The 20503-nt window shown below is 69.6% G+C and carries 17 protein-coding genes; 10 read left to right on the forward strand and 7 right to left on the reverse strand.

Translation table 11 applies throughout. The features are described from left to right. Nucleotides 1-8 precede the first annotated feature (8 nt). Genes BN1959_RS08500 through BN1959_RS08510 form a run of 3 tightly spaced genes read left to right on the forward strand, consistent with a single transcriptional unit; the run spans nt 9 to nt 2803 of the window. Nucleotides 9-1064 carry a CNNM domain-containing protein gene (locus BN1959_RS08500; protein ID WP_053948249.1) on the forward strand — a complete coding sequence of 352 codons (1056 nt, stop codon included), beginning with the start codon at nt 9-11 and terminating at the stop codon, nt 1062-1064. 56 nt (nt 1065-1120) lie between these two features. Continuing rightward, nucleotides 1121-2305 (forward strand): tRNA sulfurtransferase, encoded by a 1185-nt coding sequence (locus BN1959_RS08505; protein ID WP_053948250.1) that lies wholly within the window; start codon nt 1121-1123, stop codon nt 2303-2305. Between the two features lie 51 nt (nt 2306-2356). Continuing rightward, nucleotides 2357-2803: a DUF5804 family protein gene (locus BN1959_RS08510; protein WP_053948251.1), complete on the forward strand. Its 447-nt coding sequence runs from the start codon at nt 2357-2359 to the stop codon at nt 2801-2803. On the opposite strand, the gene BN1959_RS08515 is transcribed toward BN1959_RS08510, so the two are convergent. Next, nucleotides 2804-3745: a PLP-dependent cysteine synthase family protein gene (locus tag BN1959_RS08515; protein ID WP_053948252.1), complete on the reverse strand. Its 942-nt coding sequence runs from the start codon at nt 3743-3745 to the stop codon at nt 2804-2806. A gap of 103 nt (nt 3746-3848) precedes the next feature. Here BN1959_RS08515 and BN1959_RS08520 point away from each other — a divergent pair, with 103 nt between their 5' ends. The 3 genes from BN1959_RS08520 (at nt 3849) to BN1959_RS08530 (ending at nt 5741) form a co-directional block, all read left to right on the forward strand. Beyond that, nucleotides 3849-4412 carry a hypothetical protein gene (locus BN1959_RS08520; RefSeq protein WP_053948253.1) on the forward strand — a complete coding sequence of 188 codons (564 nt, stop codon included), beginning with the start codon at nt 3849-3851 and terminating at the stop codon, nt 4410-4412. Nucleotides 4413-4518: 106 nt separating this feature from the next. Continuing rightward, the gene (locus BN1959_RS08525) at nt 4519-4914 is read left to right on the forward strand and encodes a thioredoxin family protein (RefSeq protein ID WP_053948254.1); all 396 of its coding nucleotides are present in this window, start codon (nt 4519-4521) and stop codon (nt 4912-4914) included. Nucleotides 4915-5051: 137 nt separating this feature from the next. After that, nucleotides 5052-5741: a pentapeptide repeat-containing protein gene (locus BN1959_RS08530; RefSeq protein WP_053948255.1), complete on the forward strand. Its 690-nt coding sequence runs from the start codon at nt 5052-5054 to the stop codon at nt 5739-5741. Between the two features lie 580 nt (nt 5742-6321). Here BN1959_RS08530 and BN1959_RS08535 read toward each other — a convergent pair. From BN1959_RS08535 to BN1959_RS08545, 3 genes are read right to left on the reverse strand one after another with little or no spacing between them, the layout of a single operon-like run. Continuing rightward, nucleotides 6322-8520, reverse strand: a complete 2199-nt coding sequence (locus BN1959_RS08535; protein ID WP_053948256.1) for a thioredoxin domain-containing protein — start codon at nt 8518-8520, stop codon at nt 6322-6324. A gap of 46 nt (nt 8521-8566) precedes the next feature. Continuing rightward, nucleotides 8567-10108 (reverse strand): glycosyltransferase family 39 protein, encoded by a 1542-nt coding sequence (locus BN1959_RS08540; RefSeq protein WP_053948257.1) that lies wholly within the window; start codon nt 10106-10108, stop codon nt 8567-8569. Next, the gene (locus BN1959_RS08545) at nt 10105-11493 is read right to left on the reverse strand and encodes an arylsulfotransferase family protein (RefSeq protein WP_053948258.1); all 1389 of its coding nucleotides are present in this window, start codon (nt 11491-11493) and stop codon (nt 10105-10107) included. Before BN1959_RS08545 ends, BN1959_RS08540 begins: the two co-directional genes overlap by 4 nt. Nucleotides 11494-11608: 115 nt before the next feature. Here BN1959_RS08545 and BN1959_RS08550 point away from each other — a divergent pair, with 115 nt between their 5' ends. From BN1959_RS08550 to BN1959_RS08560, 3 genes are all read left to right on the forward strand, one after another. Next, nucleotides 11609-13375, forward strand: coding sequence for an ABC transporter substrate-binding protein (locus BN1959_RS08550; RefSeq protein WP_053948259.1), 1767 nt, complete (start codon nt 11609-11611; stop codon nt 13373-13375). Beyond that, nucleotides 13372-14238 (forward strand): phosphatase PAP2 family protein, encoded by an 867-nt coding sequence (locus BN1959_RS08555; protein ID WP_053948260.1) that lies wholly within the window; start codon nt 13372-13374, stop codon nt 14236-14238. Before BN1959_RS08550 ends, BN1959_RS08555 begins: the two co-directional genes overlap by 4 nt. Nucleotides 14239-14559: 321 nt before the next feature. Further along, complete coding sequence (locus tag BN1959_RS08560; protein ID WP_237560314.1) at nt 14560-15696, forward strand: outer membrane protein assembly factor BamB family protein; 1137 nt, start codon at nt 14560-14562, stop codon at nt 15694-15696. A 49-nt stretch (nt 15697-15745) separates the two neighbouring features. Here the strand turns inward: BN1959_RS08560 and surE are convergent, their stop codons facing one another. The 3 genes from surE to BN1959_RS08570 all read right to left on the reverse strand — a co-directional run bounded on the left by surE (nt 15746) and on the right by BN1959_RS08570 (nt 18503). Continuing rightward, nucleotides 15746-16582: a 5'/3'-nucleotidase SurE gene (gene surE, locus BN1959_RS08565; RefSeq protein ID WP_053948262.1), complete on the reverse strand. Its 837-nt coding sequence runs from the start codon at nt 16580-16582 to the stop codon at nt 15746-15748. A gap of 53 nt (nt 16583-16635) precedes the next feature. Beyond that, nucleotides 16636-16761, reverse strand: a complete 126-nt coding sequence (locus BN1959_RS15355; RefSeq protein ID WP_272913564.1) for a hypothetical protein — start codon at nt 16759-16761, stop codon at nt 16636-16638. Nucleotides 16762-17309: 548 nt separating this feature from the next. After that, complete coding sequence (locus BN1959_RS08570; RefSeq protein ID WP_053948263.1) at nt 17310-18503, reverse strand: NAD(P)/FAD-dependent oxidoreductase; 1194 nt, start codon at nt 18501-18503, stop codon at nt 17310-17312. A 167-nt stretch (nt 18504-18670) separates the two neighbouring features. On the opposite strand from BN1959_RS08570, the gene menD reads away from it, so the two are divergent. Continuing rightward, on the forward strand, nt 18671-20479 hold the full coding sequence (gene menD, locus BN1959_RS08575; protein ID WP_053948264.1) for a 2-succinyl-5-enolpyruvyl-6-hydroxy-3-cyclohexene-1-carboxylic-acid synthase: 1809 nt from the start codon (nt 18671-18673) through the stop codon (nt 20477-20479). The last annotated feature ends 24 nt before the right edge of the window (nt 20480-20503 follow it).

Genomic DNA, 20503 nt, shown 5'->3' on the forward strand with positions numbered 1-20503 from the left:
ACACCCCCATGCAGACGTTCGAACTGACCGCCAGACTGATCGCGGGGGTGGGGTTGATCCTCGCGAACGGCTTTTTCGTCGCGATCGAGTTCGCGCTCACCCGCGCTCGGCAGTTCTCGAAGGAGGAGTTCCTCGGCGACGGGGAGAACAGCGCGGCGCTCGAACGCGCCTGGGAGATGACCAATGACCTCGAACTGTACCTCACCACCTGTCAGGTGGGGATCACCGCCTCCAGCATCGCGGTCGGGATCGTCGCCGAGCCCGCGCTGGGGGCGCTGTTCGAGCCGTTAGTGGGGGTCGGCGTCGGCGCGATCATCGCGTTCCTGATCATCAACCTCGTCCATCTGACCCACGGCGAGCAGACGCCAACCTACCTCGGCGTCGAGCGCTCCCGGCTGGTCTGTCGGTACGGCGCGACGCCGCTGTACTGGTGTAACCGGCTCATCCTTCCGATCATCAAGCTGGGCGACTGGGTCGCGAAGGCCACCCTCGGCCTGTTCGGCGTCGAGATGACCGGCGCGTGGCTGGAGACCGAGGAGGACGCCATCGAGTCCCGTGCCGACCTCCACAAGCGGCTGGGCTCGGTGCTCTCGCAGGGAGAGATGTCCGAGGAACGCCGCGAGGAGGTGTTGAACGCGCTCACTATCGGCGATCAGCAGGTCAAGGACGTGATGGTGCCGACCGAGGAGATCGTGACGCTCTCGACGGCGGTCGACGCCGAGGAGAACTTCCGCCGGATGGAGGAGCACCCCCACACGCGCTACCCGCTGATCGGCGAGGAGGTCGACGACTTCCGGGGGATCGTCTACTTCCCGATGCTCGCTCGCTACCGCGACAGCGTCGCCGAGGGCGAGATCGACTTCACGAACCTCTCGGCGCCGCCGATGACGATGTCCCACGACACCAGCGTCAGCAACGCGATCGACCAGTTCCAGGTCGAGAGCCAGGAGCTCGCGTTCGTGCTGGAGAACGGTGACGTGGTCGGGATGGTGACGGTGACCGACCTGCTCGAGTCGATCACCGGGCAGATCGAGGACCCGATCGACCTGCTGGACGAGGAGTAACGGCCGGGTCCGTCCCGGAAGGAAACACCCATGCTCGCCCGCCCGTTACCCCGCCCGTGCAGCAGTCACCCGACCTCGCGGTCGTCCGCTACGGCGAGGCAGGCATCAAGAGCGACAAGGTCCGCGGGCAGATGCTCGACCGCCTCGCCGAGAACGTGCGGGCAGTCCTCGACGACCGCGGGATCCCCGGGGCGGTCGAGCGCACTTGGTCGCGACTCCTGGTCCGGCCGGCCGAGCCCGAAACGGACTTCTCCGCCGACGAGGCCGCTCGCGCGGCTGCCGACACGTTCGGCGTCGTCTCGACACGGCCCGCGATCTCGACCGCCCCCGAGGCCGAGGCGCTGGCCGAGGCGGCGGTCGCACTGACCGACGACCACCCCGAGGGCGCGACGTTCGCGGTCCGGGCGAACCGCGCCGGGACGGCCGAGACCCACCCGTTCACGAGTCAGGAGGTCGCGTCGGAAGTCGGCGCGGCGATCGGCAACGCGACCGGCGCCGACGTGGATCTCGACGATCCCGACCGCACCTATCGCCTCGACGTCCGGGAGGACGAAGCGTTCGTCTCCGCCGTCGAGTACGACGGGCCGGGGGGGCTCCCCGTCGGGACGCAGGGGACGACGGTCGCGCTGTTCTCCGGCGGGCTCGACTCCCCCGTCGCGGCGTGGGAGCTGTTCAAACGCGGACTGGAGGTCGTCCCCGTCTACCTCGATCTCGGCGACTACGGCGGCCCGGACCACCTCGCTCGCGCGACCGAGACTGCCCGGACGGTCGCCCGCTCGGCGCCGCACGTCGACGCTCGGCTGCGCGTCGTGCCCGCGGGCGACCTCGTCGACGAGCTGGTCGCCGAGACGGGAGCGACGCGGATGCTCTCACTCCGACGCGCGATGCTCCGGGTCGCGGAGGCGGTCGCCGACGACGTCGGCGCCCACTCGATCGCGACCGGAGAGTCGATCGGGCAGAAGTCCTCCCAGACCGGCCCGAACGTTCGCGTCACCGACGCCGCCGCGAGCCTGCCAGTCCACCGCCCCCTACTCACGCGGGACAAGCCCGAGATCGTCGAGCAGGCCCGCGACATCGGCACGTTCGTCGACGCGACGACGAACGTCGGCTGCGAGCGCGTCGCCCCCGACTACCCGGAGACTAACGCGACACTTGCCGAGGTCGAGGCCGCCGAGCCCGACGACCTGCTCGCCCGCGCGGAAGCGCTGGCCGACGAACGCTCCGTCGTCGGCGACCACTGACCCCGGCGCCGGACCGCAACCCACTTCTTCCGCCCCGGCGACCCCCCGACGATGGCGCAGGTCTGTCTGCTGGGCGAGCCCGAGAGCGACCTCCGGTACGAACTGCTCTCCCGGGAGACCGCCCGGGAGGCGCTCTCGACGTACGAGCTCCGGGAGCCGTACGCGAACAGCCTCGCGCTCGACACCGTCTCGATCGGCGCCGCGGTGTCGCTGCTGAACGACTTGAACTGGTACCTCGTCCGGTTCGTCAGGACGGCGCTGGTGCAGTCGGACTCGGTATCGGAGACGGAATGGCTCTCCCGCGAACTCGCGACGGCGATCAGGGACGGTGAGGTGGCCCCCGAGGAGACGGGGACGCTTCTACAGGTGTACGGAGTCGAGGACGGGCGACCGGAGGACGCCGTGTTCGTCGAACGGGAAGGTGAGTGGACTCCGGAACGTGAGGGGTACGACGACGTGCTCGTCGTTCGGGTGACGGAGTCCGAGTTCGACGGGTAGTCAGTCCTCACACTCCCACTGGCAGTCCTCGGCCTCCTCGGCCTCGAACAGCCCGGTGGACATGTACCGCTCGCCGCCGTCGGGGAACACGGTCACTACCAGCGGATCGTCGACCCCCTCCTCGACGAGGCGCTTGACGGTCCGCCGCGCGGCGACGTTGGCGGCGCCGCTTGACTGTCCCACTAGGATCCCCTCCTCGCGGGCCAGACAGCGACACTCCCGCTCGGCGGTCGACAGATCGACGGCCTCGACCGCGTCGATGAGATCTACGTCGAGGTTCGGGGCGACGAACCCCGGGCCCATCCCCTGGTAGTCGTCGTGGCCGGATTTGCCCGTGGAGAGCACGGCGTTCTCTTCTGGCTCGACTGCGACGACCTCCATCTCGGGGAAGGACTCCAAGAGCCGGCGGCTCGTCCCCGTCAGTGTCCCGCCGGTGCCGACGCCGGCGACGAAAGCGTCGATATCGTGGTCGTCGACCTGATCGAGAATCTCCGGGCCCGTCGTCTCGTAGTGGGCCCGGGGGTTGGCGCCGTTCTCGAACTGCCGGACCTGCACGTACTCGCCGGTCGCTTCGAGCTCGTCGGCGCGGTCGCGTGCGTCGCTGATGTCACCGTCGACGACCTCGATGTCGGCGCCGTAGGCGCGCATGATCCGCCGGCGCTCGGGGGATTTCGAGCCGGGGATGACGATCCGCACGTCGTACCCTTTCACCGCGCCGATGAGGGCGAGCCCGATTCCGGTGTTCCCGCTCGTGGGTTCGACGATCGCGTCCCCCTCGCCGAGTTCGCCGGCCTCCTCGGCCGCCCGGATCATGTACAGCGCGGGGCGGTCCTTCGCGGAGCCGCCGGGGTTTTTCGACTCCAGTTTGGCGGCGACCGTACCGACCGGCGACGCCACTTCGACCAGCGGCGAGCCGATGGCGTCGATCACGTTCGCGTCCATCTACCCCGGCCTACCCGGGTCGGGAGTAAAGGGGTAGCGACAGCGGCTTCCCGCGCCGCCGACGGCCGTCAGAGATTTTTACCCACGGACGATCCGTACAACCATGAGCACCGAGAGCACGACGGAGAAACTGCCGTTCGGCGCTGGCGCGGGCACGGGGGTCGCCGCCTACCTGCTCGGCTACCTGATCAGCTACGTCTGGCTGAGCGGCTCCATCGAGGAGCGGCTAGAGGCGTACAACTTCATCGCCGACCTGTTCGGCGGCGAGCCCATCGCCGTCTGGGAGGGCGTCGGCTGGATGTTCTACAACGCCCACTTCGTCAGTACCCGGATCGACGGGTTCGGGGGCACGCAGTCACAGAACTTCATCGCCGGCAGCGACGGCGGGTCGATTGCGCTGCTGTACGCGGTGCCGATCGTCCTGCTGCTCGCGGCGGGGCTGCTGACCGCGCGGCTCGCCGACGCCGAGGCGCCGGCCGACGGCGCGATCGCCGGCGCCGCGGTCGCGATCGGCTACTTCCCGCTGGCGCTGCTCGGTCGGTTCCTGTTCTCCTACCAGGGATCGGCGGCACCGGATCTGGTCACGGCGATCCTGCTCGCTGGACTAGTGTACCCCCTCGTCTTCGGCGCGGTCGGCGGCGTGCTCGGGAGCGCGGTCGGCGACTGATCGGGGGGTGATTTTGGCGGCGGACAGCCGCCGACGTACAAATTCGGAGGCGGCGACTGACAGCCGCCGACGTATGACTTATCCTCGCCGGGGCCCATCTTCGTGTATGGCCAACACAGAGACTGATTCCCCCGAATCGACGCTCTCGACGCTCCAGCCGGACCCGACGTGGAGCGCCGACGCCCACGAGGAGACGGTCGAGGCCCTCGGCGCCGAGGGGCTCACGTTCCGCATCTGGGGCGGCGACTGGTGTGGCGACTGCCGCCAGCAGCTACCCGCCTTCGCGGCCGCGCTTTCGGCCGCGGGCGTGCCCGACGAGCGGATCCACGCCCACGCGGTCGAGCGCGTGGACGGCGAGAAAGTGGGCGACGGTATCGAAGAGTACGGGATCGACCTGATCCCGACGGTGATCGTCGAGCGCGATGGGGAGGAGATCGCGCGGTTCGTCGAAAGCGAGGCCCGACCGATCGCGGTCTACCTCGCCGACGAGATTTCCGGGTGAGTTCGGAATCTTGGTAGAATCCTCGCTCGTAGTAGAATCCCGGCCTTACACCGTTGAGCAAGCAGTTCGACCAGAATCAGATTCGACGTATCATCCCTGAGTAAACATATTTCACTGTGGCGACGGAAGCCGCGATCATGGAACTCCCACACAGTGAACTCGAACCGGAGGAGATCAAACCGGGAGCCGACCTGAACGAGGCCGGCCTTCGGGAGGCGAATCTCACGGACGCCGATCTACAAGGTGCCGACCTCAGTGAGGGTGACCTTCGGGGAGCAACCCTTGTGGACGCCGACCTCCGAAACGCCGACCTCAGTGAAGCTGAACTCGGTGATGCTGATTTCACCGGCGCTGACCTGTCCGGAGCGGATCTTAGCGATGCCCAGCGTGAATCGATCTATCGCGACGACGGTGATTCGATCGACCCCGGTGGCCCGACCTTCAGCGGTGCGAAGCTCCAGAATGCAGACCTGTCGGGCGGTGCGTTCATCGATGGCGACTTCAGTACCGCAGACCTCGGCGACGCCGACCTCACTGATGCCAGGCTATCGGACGCAACGTTCACGGATGCAAGCCTCGACGCTGCCGAGATGACTGGTGCTGATCTGGGCAGCGGCAGCTTGGACGGAGCAACTCTCGTCGACGCGACACTCACGGATGCGACACTGATCGGCTGCAACATGCGGGACGCAGAGTTCACGGACGCCGATCTGTCGAACGCGAATCTGGGCGGTGGCAAAATCGAGGGCGCGACGTTCACCGGAGCGATGGTACCGGACGCGATCCACGATCAGTTAGTCGAACACGGGCTCATTGACGAGGAGTAAGCGGCCGTCACCCGCATCGGTAGCGACGGTACTGTTGTGCCGTGTGTTACCACTCCCTGCTCAGCTTTTTACTGTCGTCTCCACTACCAGTGACCGAGGTGACGACGACGTGCTACACAACTCACTGAGCGTGCTTCTCCCCGGCCAGGGGACCCAGTCACGCGACCGCCGTTCGGTCGTGGCCGATGGGTTCCGTGCCCGCCTCACGCGCGTTGTCGTCGCCGCCGTCCGGTGGACGATCTGACGGAGTTCGTCCCCCGACGGCCCCGTCCCGATCCCGACTCGTTCGGGTGCTAACGCTCGAATCCCGGGTACGGCGACGTGGCTCGTATCGCTCCGCTGACGCACCTCCCTCCACAGACGATGTACCCACCACGGAATCCGGACCATCGGACGTATCGCCACCCACCCACCTTCGGAACGATGCTGCTGCTCGCTGCTCTGCCGCTCGCAGTGGTGTTCGCGGCGGCGTTCCCCGCGGTCACCGCCGGCCTGCTCGTCGGCGCCGTCGCGGGGGCGACCCTGCAGCGATAGCTCGCTCCCCTCGCGGGAGTCAGTGACCCGAGACGGTCACACAGTTCTACAGGTTCGCTTCGACCCAGTCCAGCGCTGCCGACAGATCCGTCTCCGGCGGCGAGCAGGTTCGCGACCGACAGGCGTACACCGTCGGTTCGCCGTCGCGGGCCTCGCGTCCGGCCCAGATCGGCGGTGCCTCCTCGAGTCCGAGTTCGTCGAGCCACGCCTCCAGCCCCGCCGCCGTCGGCGGTCGCCGGGCAACGACGGCACCCGGGAGATGGCGGTCAGCGAGCGTCTCGCGCCATTCGCCCGGCAGTTCGTCGGCGGCGACGGTGAGTTCGAGCGAGCCGCGCTCGGCCGCGTCGGCAGCCATCGCGAGCGTCCCGTGCTCGACGGGGCTGGCCTCGATCCGGCCGCGGTGGGTCGCGAGCGTCTCGCGGGCCACTTCGCCGAGATCGTCGTCGGTGAAGTGGTCCAGATCGAGCAGCAGCGCGACCGCGGCGCCGACGCTGGAGGGCGTCGACTGGTCGGTGAGCTCCTGCGGCCGGGCGACGAGCTCCTCCCCGTCGTTCGGCGAGAGGTAGAGCGTCCCGTCCTCGGGGTCGTAGAACGAGTCGGCGACGACGCCAGCGAGATCGAGCGCGAACGCGAGCGGCTCCACGTCGCCGGTCGCTTGGTACAGCTCGAACGCGCCGCGGCCGAGGAACGCGTAGTCCTCGAGGGCGGCGTCGATCCCCACCTGCCCGTCCTTGAACCGGCGGGCGAGCCGGCCGGCATCGGCGTTCCAGAGCTCGTCGCGGACGAAACCAAGCGCCGACTGTGCGCGCTCGATCCGGGCGTCGTCGCCCAGCACGAACCCCGCACGGGCGAACGTCTCGATCAGCAGGCCGTTCCAGCCCGCCAGCACCTTCTCGTCGCGGAGCGGTCGGGGGCGTTCCTCGCGGGCCGCAAACAGCGTCTCGCGGGCGTCTGCCAGCAGTTCCCGAACCGCGGCCGCCGAATCGGGCGCGGTGACCGTCTCTCGCGCGACCTCGATCTCGGCGCCGACCAACTCCGCCACGGGGACGGTCTCGTTCAGAACGCTCGTGCCGCCCTCGAAGTTGCCGCCGGAGACGACGCCGTATCGCCGACAGAACAGCGTCGCCGCCGGCTCGTCGACGTGCTCGCGGACCTCCGCGGGCGTCCAGACGTAGAACGCCCCCTCCTCGCGTTCGGGCTCCTCCCCCTCGTCGAGGCGTGAGGCGGGGGTCTCGCTCCGTGCGTCGAGCGTGCTGAAGAAGCCGCCCTCGGGGTGGGAGAGTTCGCGTTCCGCGAAGTCGAGCGTCTCCCGGACGATCTCGGCGTAGCGCTCCCGCCCCGTCGCGCGATAGCCCGCGAGAAAGGCCGCCGGGATCGTGGCGTTGTCGTACGCCATCTTCTCGAAGTGGGGGACCGTCCAGTCCTCGTCGACGCAGTAGCGGTGGAAGCCGCCGCCGAGGTGGTCGTACAGTCCGCCGCTGCCCATCGCCCCCAACGCGTTCTCGGCGACCGTCAGCGGCTCGGAATCACCCGACAGCGACGCGACACGGAGCAGGAGTTCGACCCGCCCGGGCTGGGGGAACTTCGGGCTCCCCTGCCCGAACCCGCCGTGCTGGCGGTCGGCGCCGCGGATCGCCGCCGCCGCGGCGTCGTCGAGGATCTCGCTGCTCGGCCGCTCGGTCTCTTCCTCCGGGGAGTCCGCGGGCGCCATGCGGTCCCGCGCCGCCGCCGTCCACTGCTCGGCGCGGTTCTCCATCTCCCCGCGCTGCTCGGGGTCGTTCCAGGAGTCGGCGATCTGGCGGCAGAGCTGCTCGAACCCGGGAACGTTCCGCCCAGGCTGCGGCTCGGGCGGGAAGTACGTCCCGACGTAGAACGGCTTCCCCTCGGGCGTCAGAAACGCCGACAGCGGCCACCCGCCGCCGCCGGTGACCAGCTGACAGACAGTCTGGTAGACGCGGTCGAGGTCCGGCCGCTCCTCGCGGTCGACCTTGACCGGGACGAAGTTCTCGTTCAGCACCTCGGCGACCGCGGGGTCCTCGAAGGACTCCTCGGCCATGACGTGACACCAGTGGCAAGCCGAGTAGCCGACCGAGAGGAAGATCGGCACGTCGCGCTCCCGGGCCTCCGCGAGCGCGTCGTCGTCCCACGGCTGCCAGTTCACGGGGTTGTCGGCGTGCTGCTGCAGGTAGGGGCTGGCCGCCCCGGCGAGTCGGTTCCGCGCGTCGCCGCTGGGCGAGTCGGTCATCGTCGGAGAAAGCGCACGGAGGGGGAAGTAGCCGGTGGTCGCGGCGCTACCCGGCCGCGCGGTAGACGACCACGCCGTCGTTCTCGTACGCGCGCTCCCAGTCCGGCGACGCCGCGAACGAACGGTCGAGCGTACCGAACGTCACCTCAGGGTGCCCCCGAACCGTGTAAGCGCCCTTTGGGAGGTAGACGTACTCGGGATCGGCGCCGACGGCTCCCGCCTCTCCCTCGACACAGGACGCCGAATCACACCGAGAAATCGCCTCGAACGACGCCAACTGCGTGGTGTACGCGTCCGGCCCGCGCCACTCCACGCCCCACGGACCGACGAGGATCGTCCGGTCGGCCAACGCCGGGAACCACTCCGCGGCGTCGCCGAGCACGACGAACGTCGCGTCGGGCGCCGTCTCGCGCTCGGCCCACTCCATCGCCGCCACGTCCTCGTCGTCGAGGAACTCGGGCGTCGAGGGGTCGCTTCCGAGCGTCATTTCGTGGGCGAGGTACGCCCCGCCGGCGACGCTCGCGAGGAGGAGACACGCCGCGGCGGCGGCCTCCCGGCGATTGACTGCGCCCGTTCCGGGCAGCGAGATGCTTCCGTCCAGCGCGGGGAGGCGCCGAGCCACGTCGACGGCCGCGACCGCCGCGACGACGCTCCCGACGGTGAAGACGAACCGCGGCTGGGCGAACAGTAGCTCCGCGGCGAGGGTCCACGCCGCGAGGAACCACTCCCGGCGGGCCCACAGTAAGTAGGCGGCGCCGAGCAGCGGCAACGCAGTGGCCGAACTCAGCGCGCCGAAAAGCGTCGCCGCGCCGCCGCCGACGCCGCCGTGGGTGCCCGCGGCGCCCGTGAGCACGGCGATCCCGTGGGTGCTCGTCACCCACAGCAGCCACGGCGTCGCGACGACGGCGCCGCCGAGGCCGACCGCCGCGCTCCGGGCGAGCCCGGCGACTGAGCGGTCCCGGACGCCCCACAGCAGGACGTAGCTGACGACGACGAACAGCGAGTACGTCGGGTGGGTGAGCACCGTCGCGCCGAACGCCAGCGCGCCGACGGCAACCGCCGGCCGCGAGTCGTGTTCGAGCGCCCGGTAGCCGGCGTAGATCGCGGTCAGCGCGTAGCAGAACGCGAACGCCCGCACCACGCCGCCAGCGGAGACGTGCCACTGGAGCAGTTGGGGGTTGAGCGCGACGGCGACGCCCGCGGCCGCGCCCGCGGGCTGCGATCCCGCGTAGTCCCGCGCAAGCAGGTAAACGGGCACGAGCGCGGCCAGTACGCCGACAGAGGGGAGCACGCGGGCTAGCGCGATGGGGGTCGCGCCGAGATCGAGCAGCACCGCGAGCACGTAGAACTGCAGCGGCGGGTAGGCGAAGGGGACGCCCTCGGCAGTGTACCCCGCGATCCGGGCCGGCGGGGCGTAGCCGCCGGCGGCGATCGCGTCGGCGATCCGGAGGTAGAGTCCGGCGCCGTACGCCGGATAGGGGTTGGTCGCGAGGTAGACGGCGACCGCGAGCAGCCCCGCCGCGAGGGTGGCGCCGAACCACCGCGCGTCGTCGCGTGTGATCGGGAGGCGGCCGACGACGCGGCTCATTTCCGGCGGAACTCGATCGGCGATCGGAACGCCACCGTTCTGTCGCGCCAGCAGTACTCCAGCGTCGCCCAGCGCAGCAGGCTGCCGAGCAGGACGACGATCGCGCTCCCCTCCAGCAGGCCGACCCAGCGCGGGAAGGCGTAGGAGATCGCGTTCGCGATCGCTGGGGGCAGCGCGTTCTGGACCCGATCGAACAGCGACGCGTTCTCGGGCGCTGGCTCGTGGCTCGGTAGCCCCAGCGACGCCGCGCTCTCCCCACCCGTGCTCTCGTCACCGGTGCCGAGCCGCTCGGACTCGTAGGGGAACCCCACGTCGGCCGACCAGACGATCTCACCTTCGCGGTCGACCTCGACCACCCGGTCGCCGTTGGAGTCGGTGATCAGCGTGTGGCCGTTCGGAAGCCGGTCGGCGTCGCGGGGCCACTGCATCCGCTGGTCGGTCCACGTCCACGACTCGACCCACTCGCCGTCCTCGCGCTGGTACTCGACGATCCGGCCGTTCTCGGAGTCGCCGACGAGCAGCGCCGGGCCGCCCCGCTCGGCGGGGATGAAGTCGGGGTTGTGCTGCTCGTACAGCGTCGCGTGGTCACCGTCGGTGCCGAGCGTCCAGTTCTCCTTCAGTTCGCCGTCCATGCCGACGAAGGCGACTTGGTCTTGGTTCCGGAGGCTGACCATCACCGCTTTCTGCCCGTCGATCTCGACGTGCTCCACGTCGTTGATGTGGGTCCAGTCCTCGGGGAACGGCCCGCCGCTCGACACGTCGTAGTCTGCCTGTGCTTCCCACGACCACTCGATCAGCCCGGTCGTCGTGTTCACGATGAACGCGCGGTCCTGTGCAATGTCGGCAATTAGGAGTCGCTCGTCGTCGATGCGGTCGGCGTCGTGCCAGCGCGTGGAGTGCTTGCCGGCGGTGATCCGGCTGAACACGTCCGTGCGCTCACCCGTGGTGAGGTTGACGCGCTCGATCCCGTTTCGGGTACAGACCGAGCCGTCACACTCGTCGGCGTCGAGGTGGTCGGCGTAGACGAACTCGACGGTGTGGCTGGTGCCCTCGACGGGGTCGACGTCCCAGTAGCGCGTGTGGTCGTTCTGGTAGTAGTAGACGCTTCCGTCGGGGGCGAACGCCGCGAGTTCGGCCTGCGCCCGCGGCGCGTCGCTCTCGTCGCTGACGAACGCGTTGGAGTCCGTCGCGACGACGGTGATTCCCTCGCGCTCGCCGACGACGGCTTCGTCGCTACCGGACCGGAACGCCTGCTCGACGGCGGGGTCGCCGGTCACACGGTCGTTCGTGCGTTCACTCTCGACGTAGCCGGCGACGACCGTCACTGCCGAGACGACGACCAACGCGGCGAGCAGGAGGCGAGCGGTCCGCTTGGGGAACGACATCGCCGGGAGGGAGTCGGGGCGGGCGGTAAAGTCTGTCTGAAACCGTCGCGGCGCCCGTGCGCCGCGGATCGAGTAGCATAATCCATATATCCGTTCATCGCACACCTGAAGGAAGATGAGCGACCAGCCACGTCTGCCGACGGGCCGACGATCGGTCCTCGCGGCGCTGGGCAGCGGCGTCGCCGCCCTCGGCAGTGGCTGTCTCCGCCGAGCCCGGAACCTCACCGGCTGGCGATCCGCACAGCCCGTCGAACTGCGGATCAAGACGCTGCCGGCCGACGCCGACCCTTACGCCCTCCGGCTCGCACGACGGGTCGCCGCGTGGTTCCGCGAGGCGGGCATCGGCGTCGACGTGCTCCCGATGGCCGAACAGGAGCTCGTACGCCAGTGTCTGCTCCGGTCCGAGTTCGACCTGTTCGTGATGCGGCTGCCAGCGAAGTTCCGCGATCCCGACGCGCTCACCACCCTGCTCCACTCGCGGTTCGCCGACGCCCCGGGCTGGCAGAACCCGTTCAGCTACACCGACCTCGATGCCGACGGCACGATCGAGCGCCAGCGACGGACCAGCGGCGAGCAGCGCCGGGAGGCGCTCGCCGACCTCCAGCGGACGATCGCCCGATCGCAGCCGTTCACCATGCTGACGGTACCCGACGACGTTCGGGCGGCACGAACCGCCGACGACACGAACTGGCGGGCGGCCGATCTGACCGACCCGATGGACTACCTGCAGCTGGATCGCGGCGACGGGCAGCTCCGGGTGGTCGGCACCGATCGCCGGGCGACCACGAACCTGAACCCGCTCTCCGTCGAGTTCCGGCGAAGTGGCGTGTTGACCGGGCTGCTGTACGACCCGCTCGCGCGGCCCCTCGACGGCGAGTACACACCGTGGCTCGCGTCCTCGATCGAGTTCGGGACCGACGAAGCGCCGACCGCGCAGGTCACGCTCCGGGAGGACGTCCGCTGGCACGACGGGGAGTCGTTGACCGCCGACGACGTGGTGTTCACGTACGACCTGCTCGCGGACACGACGCTGGGCGACGACGAGTCGGCTGCGGTGCCGTCCCCGGAGTTCCGCGGCCGGCGCACGCTCGTCGACGAGGTCTCGGTCGTCGACGATCGACGGGTGACGCTGTCGTTCGTCGATGCCGACGAGGACGTGGCTCGGCGTGCGCTGACGGCGCCGATACTTCCCGAACACGTCTGGCGCGACCGGACCGACCCGGCCGCCATTGGCGGTATCCCCGTCGGGACGGTGACCGAGGCGCTGGTCACGAACAACATCCCACCGGTGGGGAGCGGCCCGTTCGAGTTCGTCCGGAACACCCCCCGTGAGCGCCTGCTACTCGAACGTGTCGACGACCACTTCTCGACGCGGGAAGGGACGGCGCTGCCCGGCTGGATCGCCGACTCCGCGCTCGACGCGCTGTCGGTTCGGGTCGTCGGCTCCGACGTGGCCGCCGTCGAGGCAGTGACCGACGGGGAGTCGGACGTGACTGGCACCGCCGTCGGCGCGTCGACGGTCCCCCGGATCGGCCGCGCCGAGGGGACCGAACTGCTCGTGCGTCGGTCGGAGCGGCCGTACGTGCTCGGCTACAACACGGGCCGCCCGCACCTCTCTAACCCCCGGTTCCGGCACACGCTCGCGCGACTGATCGACGGGGCACACCTCGGCGAGGACGTGCTCGACGGCTACGCCCGGCCCGCGGTCGGCCCGCTCCAGGGGACGGAGTGGTACCCCGACGATCTGGCGTGGGACGACGGGAACCCAGTCGTCCCATTCCTCGGACAGCACGGCGAACTCAACGCCGAAGCGGCCCGCGCGTCGTTCCGCGAGGCGGGCTACCAGTACGACGACGACACGCTCGTCGGGGGGGCGACGTGAGCCTGCTGACCGTCCTCTCAAACGTCGTCGCCGTCGTCCTCCTCCTGCATCTGGTGAGCCTCGGCACGCTCCGCTGGCTCTCCGGCGCCGGAATCTGCCGCGGTTCGCTTCGGGAGAACGTCCGCGCAGTCGGTCCGACGGCGGCGGTGCTCGGCGCGCTGCTGCTGGCCAACGGCACCGTCCGGGACGTGGGGGTCCAGCTCTCCTGGCTGATCGGCATCAACGTCACGGGCGCGATTCACGCGATCGAGGGCGGGTTCGTCGCCGGCCTCCAGTCGTACGCGACGCCGCCGCTGACGGCGTACTTCAGCTTCGTCTACGTGTTCGGCTACGTGTTCCTCTTGACGTTCCCGATCGTGCTCTACGTGCTCCACGACGACACGCGTCCACTGTCGGCGACGCTGGTAGCGTACGCACTGAACTACGGTATCGGCCTCGTCTGTTACGTGCTGTTCGTCGCGTACGGCCCCCGGAACTTCATGCCGGGCGCGGTCGAGTCGCTGCTGTTCGCCAACTGGCCGGAGGTGCAGGCGCTCACGAGTCAGGTCAACGAGAACACCAACGTGTTCCCGTCGCTGCACACCTCACTGTCGGCGACGGTGGCGCTGCTGGCCGCCCGGTACCGTTCGACCGCGCCGGGGTGGCTCCCGATCGCGGCGATCGGCGCTGTCTCGGTCGCGATCGCGACGATGTATCTGGGAATCCACTGGCTGACCGACGTGCTCGCCGGCTTCCTGCTCGCGGCGTTCAGCGTCGGCGTCGGCGCCCGGTTCGCCGAGCGCCGACACGGGGAGGACGGGACGGAGTCGCTCGATCGATCACGCGGCACCGCGGGCGGCGTCGTCGAGCAGTTCAGGCGGTAGTTCGGCGGCGTCACCGACGGAACGCCCATCACCCGTATTTGAGCGAACCGACGGTTCGTTGTCTGGGGCCCGGCCGAGGACTGTTTGTGCGGACCGCTGGCAGAATCTCCCGACAGTGAAGAGTACGTATCGAACACCAATGCATAAAACCCTGCCGAGGCATACCACCACAGGAATGCGCCCTCCAGAAAGTACGATCCGTCGGTCACTGAATCGCTCGCCCGTATGAACCGGCGCACGCTCCTGACGGCCGCGTGCGTCGGTACCGCAGCGCTGTCTGGCTGTCTATCGATCCTGCCGTCGGGCAGGCCGGACACGCCCTTGCCCGCCGTTCCAGACGGGTCGTGGACCCAACACGGCAGCGACAGCGGCAACACGTTCGCGCCGGACGTCTCCGCACCCTCGCGGGGAAACCTGGCGTGGGAGTCGGCGGCGTTCACGCGGTGGGACCCGGTCATCGCCGGCGGAACGGTGTACATCACGAACTTCGACGCCAGCAACGAGGGAAGCGCGATCGCCCTCGACGCCCAGGACGGGAGCGAGCAGTGGCGGACCGCTCTCGGCGGGGAGAGCGACCACGGACGAGCGCTCGTCGACGACCGCTTCCTCGTGGCGTACGACGGCGAGCTCGTCGCGCTCGACCGAGGCAACGGCGACGTTCTCTGGCGACAGCTCCTCGGGGAGTCCGAAACCGACGGCAGGCCGAACTACTCTCCGGAACTGCTCGCCGTCGACGACCAGTCGGGTGTCGTCGTCATCCCGCATCAGGATGGCCTCGAAGCGTTCCGGGCGGAGGGCGGCGACCCACACTGGGAGACGGCCGAGGTGGCACAGCAGCGCGTCACGCCGGCGATCCACGACGGCACCGTCTACGCTATCGGGGAGATCGACGGAACGGACGGCCTCGGGGCGTTCGACGTCGAAGACGGAACGACCCGCTGGACGGAGGCACTGACGGAGCCGGCGGTAAGCGCCGATCCGGTAGCGACCGAGCGTGGCGTTTTCGTCGTGGACGGGAACAGCCTCGCCGTCCACGACCCCGAGACCGGAGAGAGAACCACGGAGATCGACGTGCCCGAAATCGACGGGACCGAAAGGACGACAGTGGCCGTGGACGGGGAGACAGCGTTCGTGGCGAACGCTGAGGGGCTACTCGCGGTCGATCTCGCGCGCGGAACGACGCGGGTGCTCCACGACGACGATGTGTACGCCCAAGGGTTCTCCGTCGGGAGCGAGACGGTTATCGCCATGGTGGACGGCTCCGAGTACGTCTCCACCGACCTCCGCGAGACGATCACGGCCTTCGACCGTGAGACGGGGGAGGTCGAGTGGAACTACGTGATGGACGGGTTCCACTCGGTGACGATCCCGCCGGTCCTCGCCGGCGGCGCCGTGTTCTTCGCGACCAGCAGCATCGGCGCGCTGGCGGTACTCGGGGACGTGGAGAAAAACGGCTAGGAGGACGACAGCCTCGGGAGACTCCGGGGAGGGAGGGTTTCGGCCGCGTTCACTCCGCTTCCAAACTCTCGACGACGCCGACGAGCGACTCGCTCTCGGCGTGGCCGTGGTCGACCGACAGCGGCGACACCGACACCTCCCCCTCGATCATCGCGCGGCGGTCGCTCCCGTGGGGGTAGCGCTCCTCGTGCTGGTCCGCGAGCGGGAACGGGTTCTCGAACCCCTCGGTGTCGGGCCAGACCGAGTCCGAGAGCCGGACCGCAGTCTCGCCGTTGCCGAGGTCGCGGTCGACGGCGTCGGTGCGGTGTGCCACGTCGAGGTCGTAGTCGTGTGTGGGGCGGGTGATCCGAGCGTCCGGATCCGGGGCATCGACGGGCGCGTTGACGTTCAGTAGGTCCACGTCGCTGTACGTGTCAGTCGCGAGCGCGCGGTCGAGCAGATCCGCGGCCACCCGCGCGGGCCGGGCGAAGTCGTACTCCTCCGGCGGGTGGGGGAAGAAGTCGACCGCGTGGTACGCCGACACCGCGAGTGCAGGGACGCCGAGAAAGGCCGCCTCGATCCCCGCGCCGACGGTGCCCGAGCGCCCGACGACGTAGTTGCCCGCGTTCGGGCCGTCGTTGACGCCGGAGACGACCGCGTCGAACTCGGTCTCGAGGCCGCTGAGCGCGTAGGCGACGCAGTCCGCCGGGGTCCCTTCGAGAGAGTACCCCCACGGGTGATCGTGGCGGACGGCGCTGCTCGATCGCGTGCGGCCGACGCCGCTCTGGTTCTCGTGGGGCGCGACGACGGTCACGTCGCCCACTGCGGTGAGCTCTTCGCGGAGGGACGCGAGGCCGGAGGCGTCGATCCCGTCGTCGTTCGTGAGGAGGATATCGGGGTCGCTCATACGGGAAGTGGACGCCTGCGGGTAGAAACGGTTGCGGTACGGGGCAGCGGCCGCTAGGAGCCGAGCCAGCGGGCGACTGCGCCAGCCAACAGGACGAGTGCGCCAGCCACGAACGTCCCGGGGATCGGGAGCACGAACACGAACACGCCGAACGCGAGGACGAGCGTAGATGCTCGCATACAGTCGACGGTGGGGAGCCATCGGGATACGGGTTGTGGCGGTATTCGGATCGTGGCGTTCGATCGGTTCGGCCGCGAGTCGGTCGGATCGACCGCGAACACGACCGCGGAGCGAGCATGGCCTCTTGTGACCGCACCGCCCCGCACAACCCACGAACCTCCCCAGCCGACTCGTTCGGCCTCCGGCCTCACTCGTCCCTCGCGCTGACATGCGCCACGAGGGCGCATGCGCTTCGCGCCGACAGCCACAACGTGCGGTGGCGGTGGACGCCGCAGGCCGGCACTTGTCGCCGTCATCAGAAATCGGAAATTTCTGATTGGCAGACGAGAATCTCCGATTCTCGTCGACGGCCCGCGGGGGAGGAGTGGGGACTCGGAACTGTGCCGGGCCTCGTGCCCGGCACCCTGCGGTCGCAAGTGGTCAAGCATCGAGATGCTGTTGCGGTTGCTGTCCCAGTAGCCAACGACCCAGCTACTGTCGGTGCGACGGATTCAGCGAAAGAACTCACCACCTCCAAACCCAACCAAAGAAAGCGACTACCCGACGCTCACATGTCGCTCCAGGCGTCCATCCCCCGACTCACCGAGGAGACCGACGCGATCCACCGGGCCGCGGCCGCCTTCTTCAGGAACTTCGCGCCGATCCCGCCGAAGGTGTCGAACGGGAGCGCGTCGATGTCGTGGGCGACGGCCTCGTCGCCGACGGAGATCAGCGTCCCCTTGTCCTCGTACGTCCACTGCGAGAGCGGCCGGCCCTGCACGGCGTTGACGAGATTCTCGCCCGCCACTTCGGCCGCGGTCCACGCCGCGACCGCCGTCGGCGGCGCGACGTCGTCCTCGCCCTGATCGATCAGCGCCGTGTCGCCGATCGCGAACACGCGGTCGTCGCTGGTCTGGAAGTCACGGTCGGCGAACACGCGCCGGGAGCGCTCGTCCTTGTCGAGGTCGGTGTTCTCCAGTTCCTCCCGCCCCGTGATGCCGCCGGTCCAGACGAGCACGTCGTACGGCATCTCGGCGGGCGCCTCGTCGTCGCCGCCGCCGATGTACACCGTGTCCTCGTCGACACTGGAGATGAACTCGCCGCACTCGATGTTCACGTCTGCGGCCTCCAGCCGGCTGCGGATCGCCTGCTGGACGTCGTCGGGGTTGTTGGGGAACACCTGATCCAGCCCCTCGACGAGGTGGACGTCGATCGGGGCGTCGTGCTCGTCGCGGTACGCCGCGATCTCGCCGGCGGCCTGAATCCCGGAGAGGCCGGCACCGCCGACGATCACCTGTGCGGGATCGGCGACGGAAGCGTCCGCGGCGGCCGTCTTCACGTCCTCGTGGATCTCACGGGCGTCCGCGAGGCTCTTGAGCGTGAGCGCGTGCTCGCGCAGGCCGTCGATCCCGAAGAACGCGGTGGCGCTGCCGACCCCCAGCAGGAGGTAGTCGTAGTCGACCGCGTCGCCGTCTTCGAGTTCGAGCGTTCGGTCGTCGGTGTCGAGGCCGACGACGCGGTCCTGGACGAACTCTCCCCAGTCGGGCAGGATCGACGCACAGGGGATCGTGATCTTCGATGCCACGTCCGGGTTCCGGATCACGCGGTGGGCCTCGTGCAGCACGAGGTGGTAGTCGTGTTCGTTGATCCAGACGAGCTCGACGTCGTCTTCCAGCCCGGCGTCGGGCAGTTCATCCTTGAGCGAGTCGACGGTTCCGGCGCCCGCGTAGCCGGCCCCGACGACGACGATGCGGTCGGTCATAGGCGGAGGTGACACGGGCTCCGGTAAAGTCGCTACGGAACCGTCGCGGGGAATGATCGACCGCTCCGGCCGCGTGACGCCGGCCCAGTCGCCCCAAGCCCCGAGCCCGACTCGGCCGTCGGCCCGGGAACGCAGGAACCAACAGCCCCCGCCGCGACGATCCGACAATGACTGCGCCGAACCGCAACACGCTCTGGGCCCGGGCGATCGTCGACGAGCTCGCCCGGGGCGGCGTCACCGCGGCCTGCATCTCGCCGGGATCGCGATCGACGGCGTTGACGGTCGCGTTCGACGAACACGAGTCGGTCCGGACGTTCTCTCATCTCGACGAACGCGCCGCCGCCTACTTCGCGCTCGGCCGGGCCCGCCGCACCGGCGAGGTGACGCCGCTGGTCTGCACTTCCGGCACGGCCGCCGCGAACTACCACCCCGCGGTGCTGGAGGCCGACCAGTCCCGCGTCCCGCTGCTCGCGCTCACGGCCGACCGCCCACCCGAACTGCGCGATTCGGGCGCGAACCAGACCGCCGACCAGGAGAAGCTGTACGGGGACGCCGTCCGGTGGTACAAGGACCTGCCCGAGCCCGAGGCCGAGGCGCGCAAGCTCCGCTCGCTGCGGACCACCGTCGCCCGCGCGCTGGCCGAGGCCGAGGGAACCGACGCCGGCCCGGTCCACCTCAACTGCCCGTTCCGCAAGCCGCTCGAACCGACCGAGGTGCCCGGCGACGTGCCCGAGGATCTCGAAACGCTGGCCGCCGAGGGGCGAGAGCGCGAGGGCAGCGCCGCCGCCCCCGCCGGCGTCGGTGCCGGATCGTCGTCGCCCGCGTTCGTCGAGCGCACACAGGGGGCGCCCGAGCTCCCCGACACCGAGATTCGTTCGCTTGCGGAGTCCCTCGGCGTCGAGCGCGGCCTGATCGTCGCCGGCCCCGCCGACCCCACCGAGGTCGACCCCGAGGCGATCGTCGCACTCGCCCACGCGACGGGGTTCCCAATTCTCGCGGATCCGCTATCCGGCCTGCGCTTCGGCGGCCACACCCGCGTCGCGCCCGTGCTCGGCGGCTACGACGCCTACCTCGACGAGAGCGTCACCGGTGACTGGCCCGATCCCGAGGCGGTGCTGCGGATCGGCGCCTCCCCGACCTCGAAGCCGCTGCGGAACTATCTCGGCCGGGTCGACGCCGAGCAGTTCGTCGTCGATCCCGCCGGGAAGTGGCGCGAGGCGGAGTTCACCGCGACCGACCTCGTCGTCGCCGACCACTCGCGGCTGGCCGAGGCGCTGGCTCGGGTCGTCGCCGGGCCGGATTCGGCCGATTGGCGGGAACGGTGGGGCGAAGCCGAGCGGACCCACTGGGAGACGGTCGACGCCCACGAGGGGCTATTCGAGGGCGGGATCGTCGCCGACGCCGTCGACGCGGCCCCCGAACCCACGACGCTGTTCGTCTCGAACTCGATGCCCGTGCGGGATCTCGATCGGTTCGCCCGACCGAGCGCGGACGCGGTGACGGCGCTGGGCAACCGCGGCGTCTCGGGGATCGACGGGATCACCTCGACCGCGCTGGGTGCGGGGTCGGCGACGGCAGACCACCTGACGCTCGTGATCGGCGATCTGGCGTACTACCACGACATGAACGCGCTGCTCGCGATCGCGCGCTGTGACGTGGACGCGACCATCGTCCTTCTCAACAACGACGGCGGGGGGATCTTCCACATGCTCCCGATCGAGTCGTTCGAGCCGCCGTTCACCGACCAGTTCAAGACGCCCCACGGGATCGACTTCGAGCCGACGGGCGAGCTGTACGGGCTCGACTACGAACGGGTGGACTCCCGGGAGGAGTTCGTCGACGCCTACAGCGAGGCGGTCGAGAGCGAGGGGAGCACCGTCGTCGAGGTCGTCACCGAGGCCGGCGACTCCCACGCGGTTCGGGACCGCCTGCGGGAGCAGGTGATCGAGGAACTCGGCGGCGACCCGGCGAACTGAGGCGCTCCACGGCCGCGCCGACCG

It is taken from the genome of Halolamina sediminis, from assembly GCF_001282785.1.
GTDB lineage: Archaea > Halobacteriota > Halobacteria > Halobacteriales > Haloferacaceae > Halolamina > Halolamina sediminis.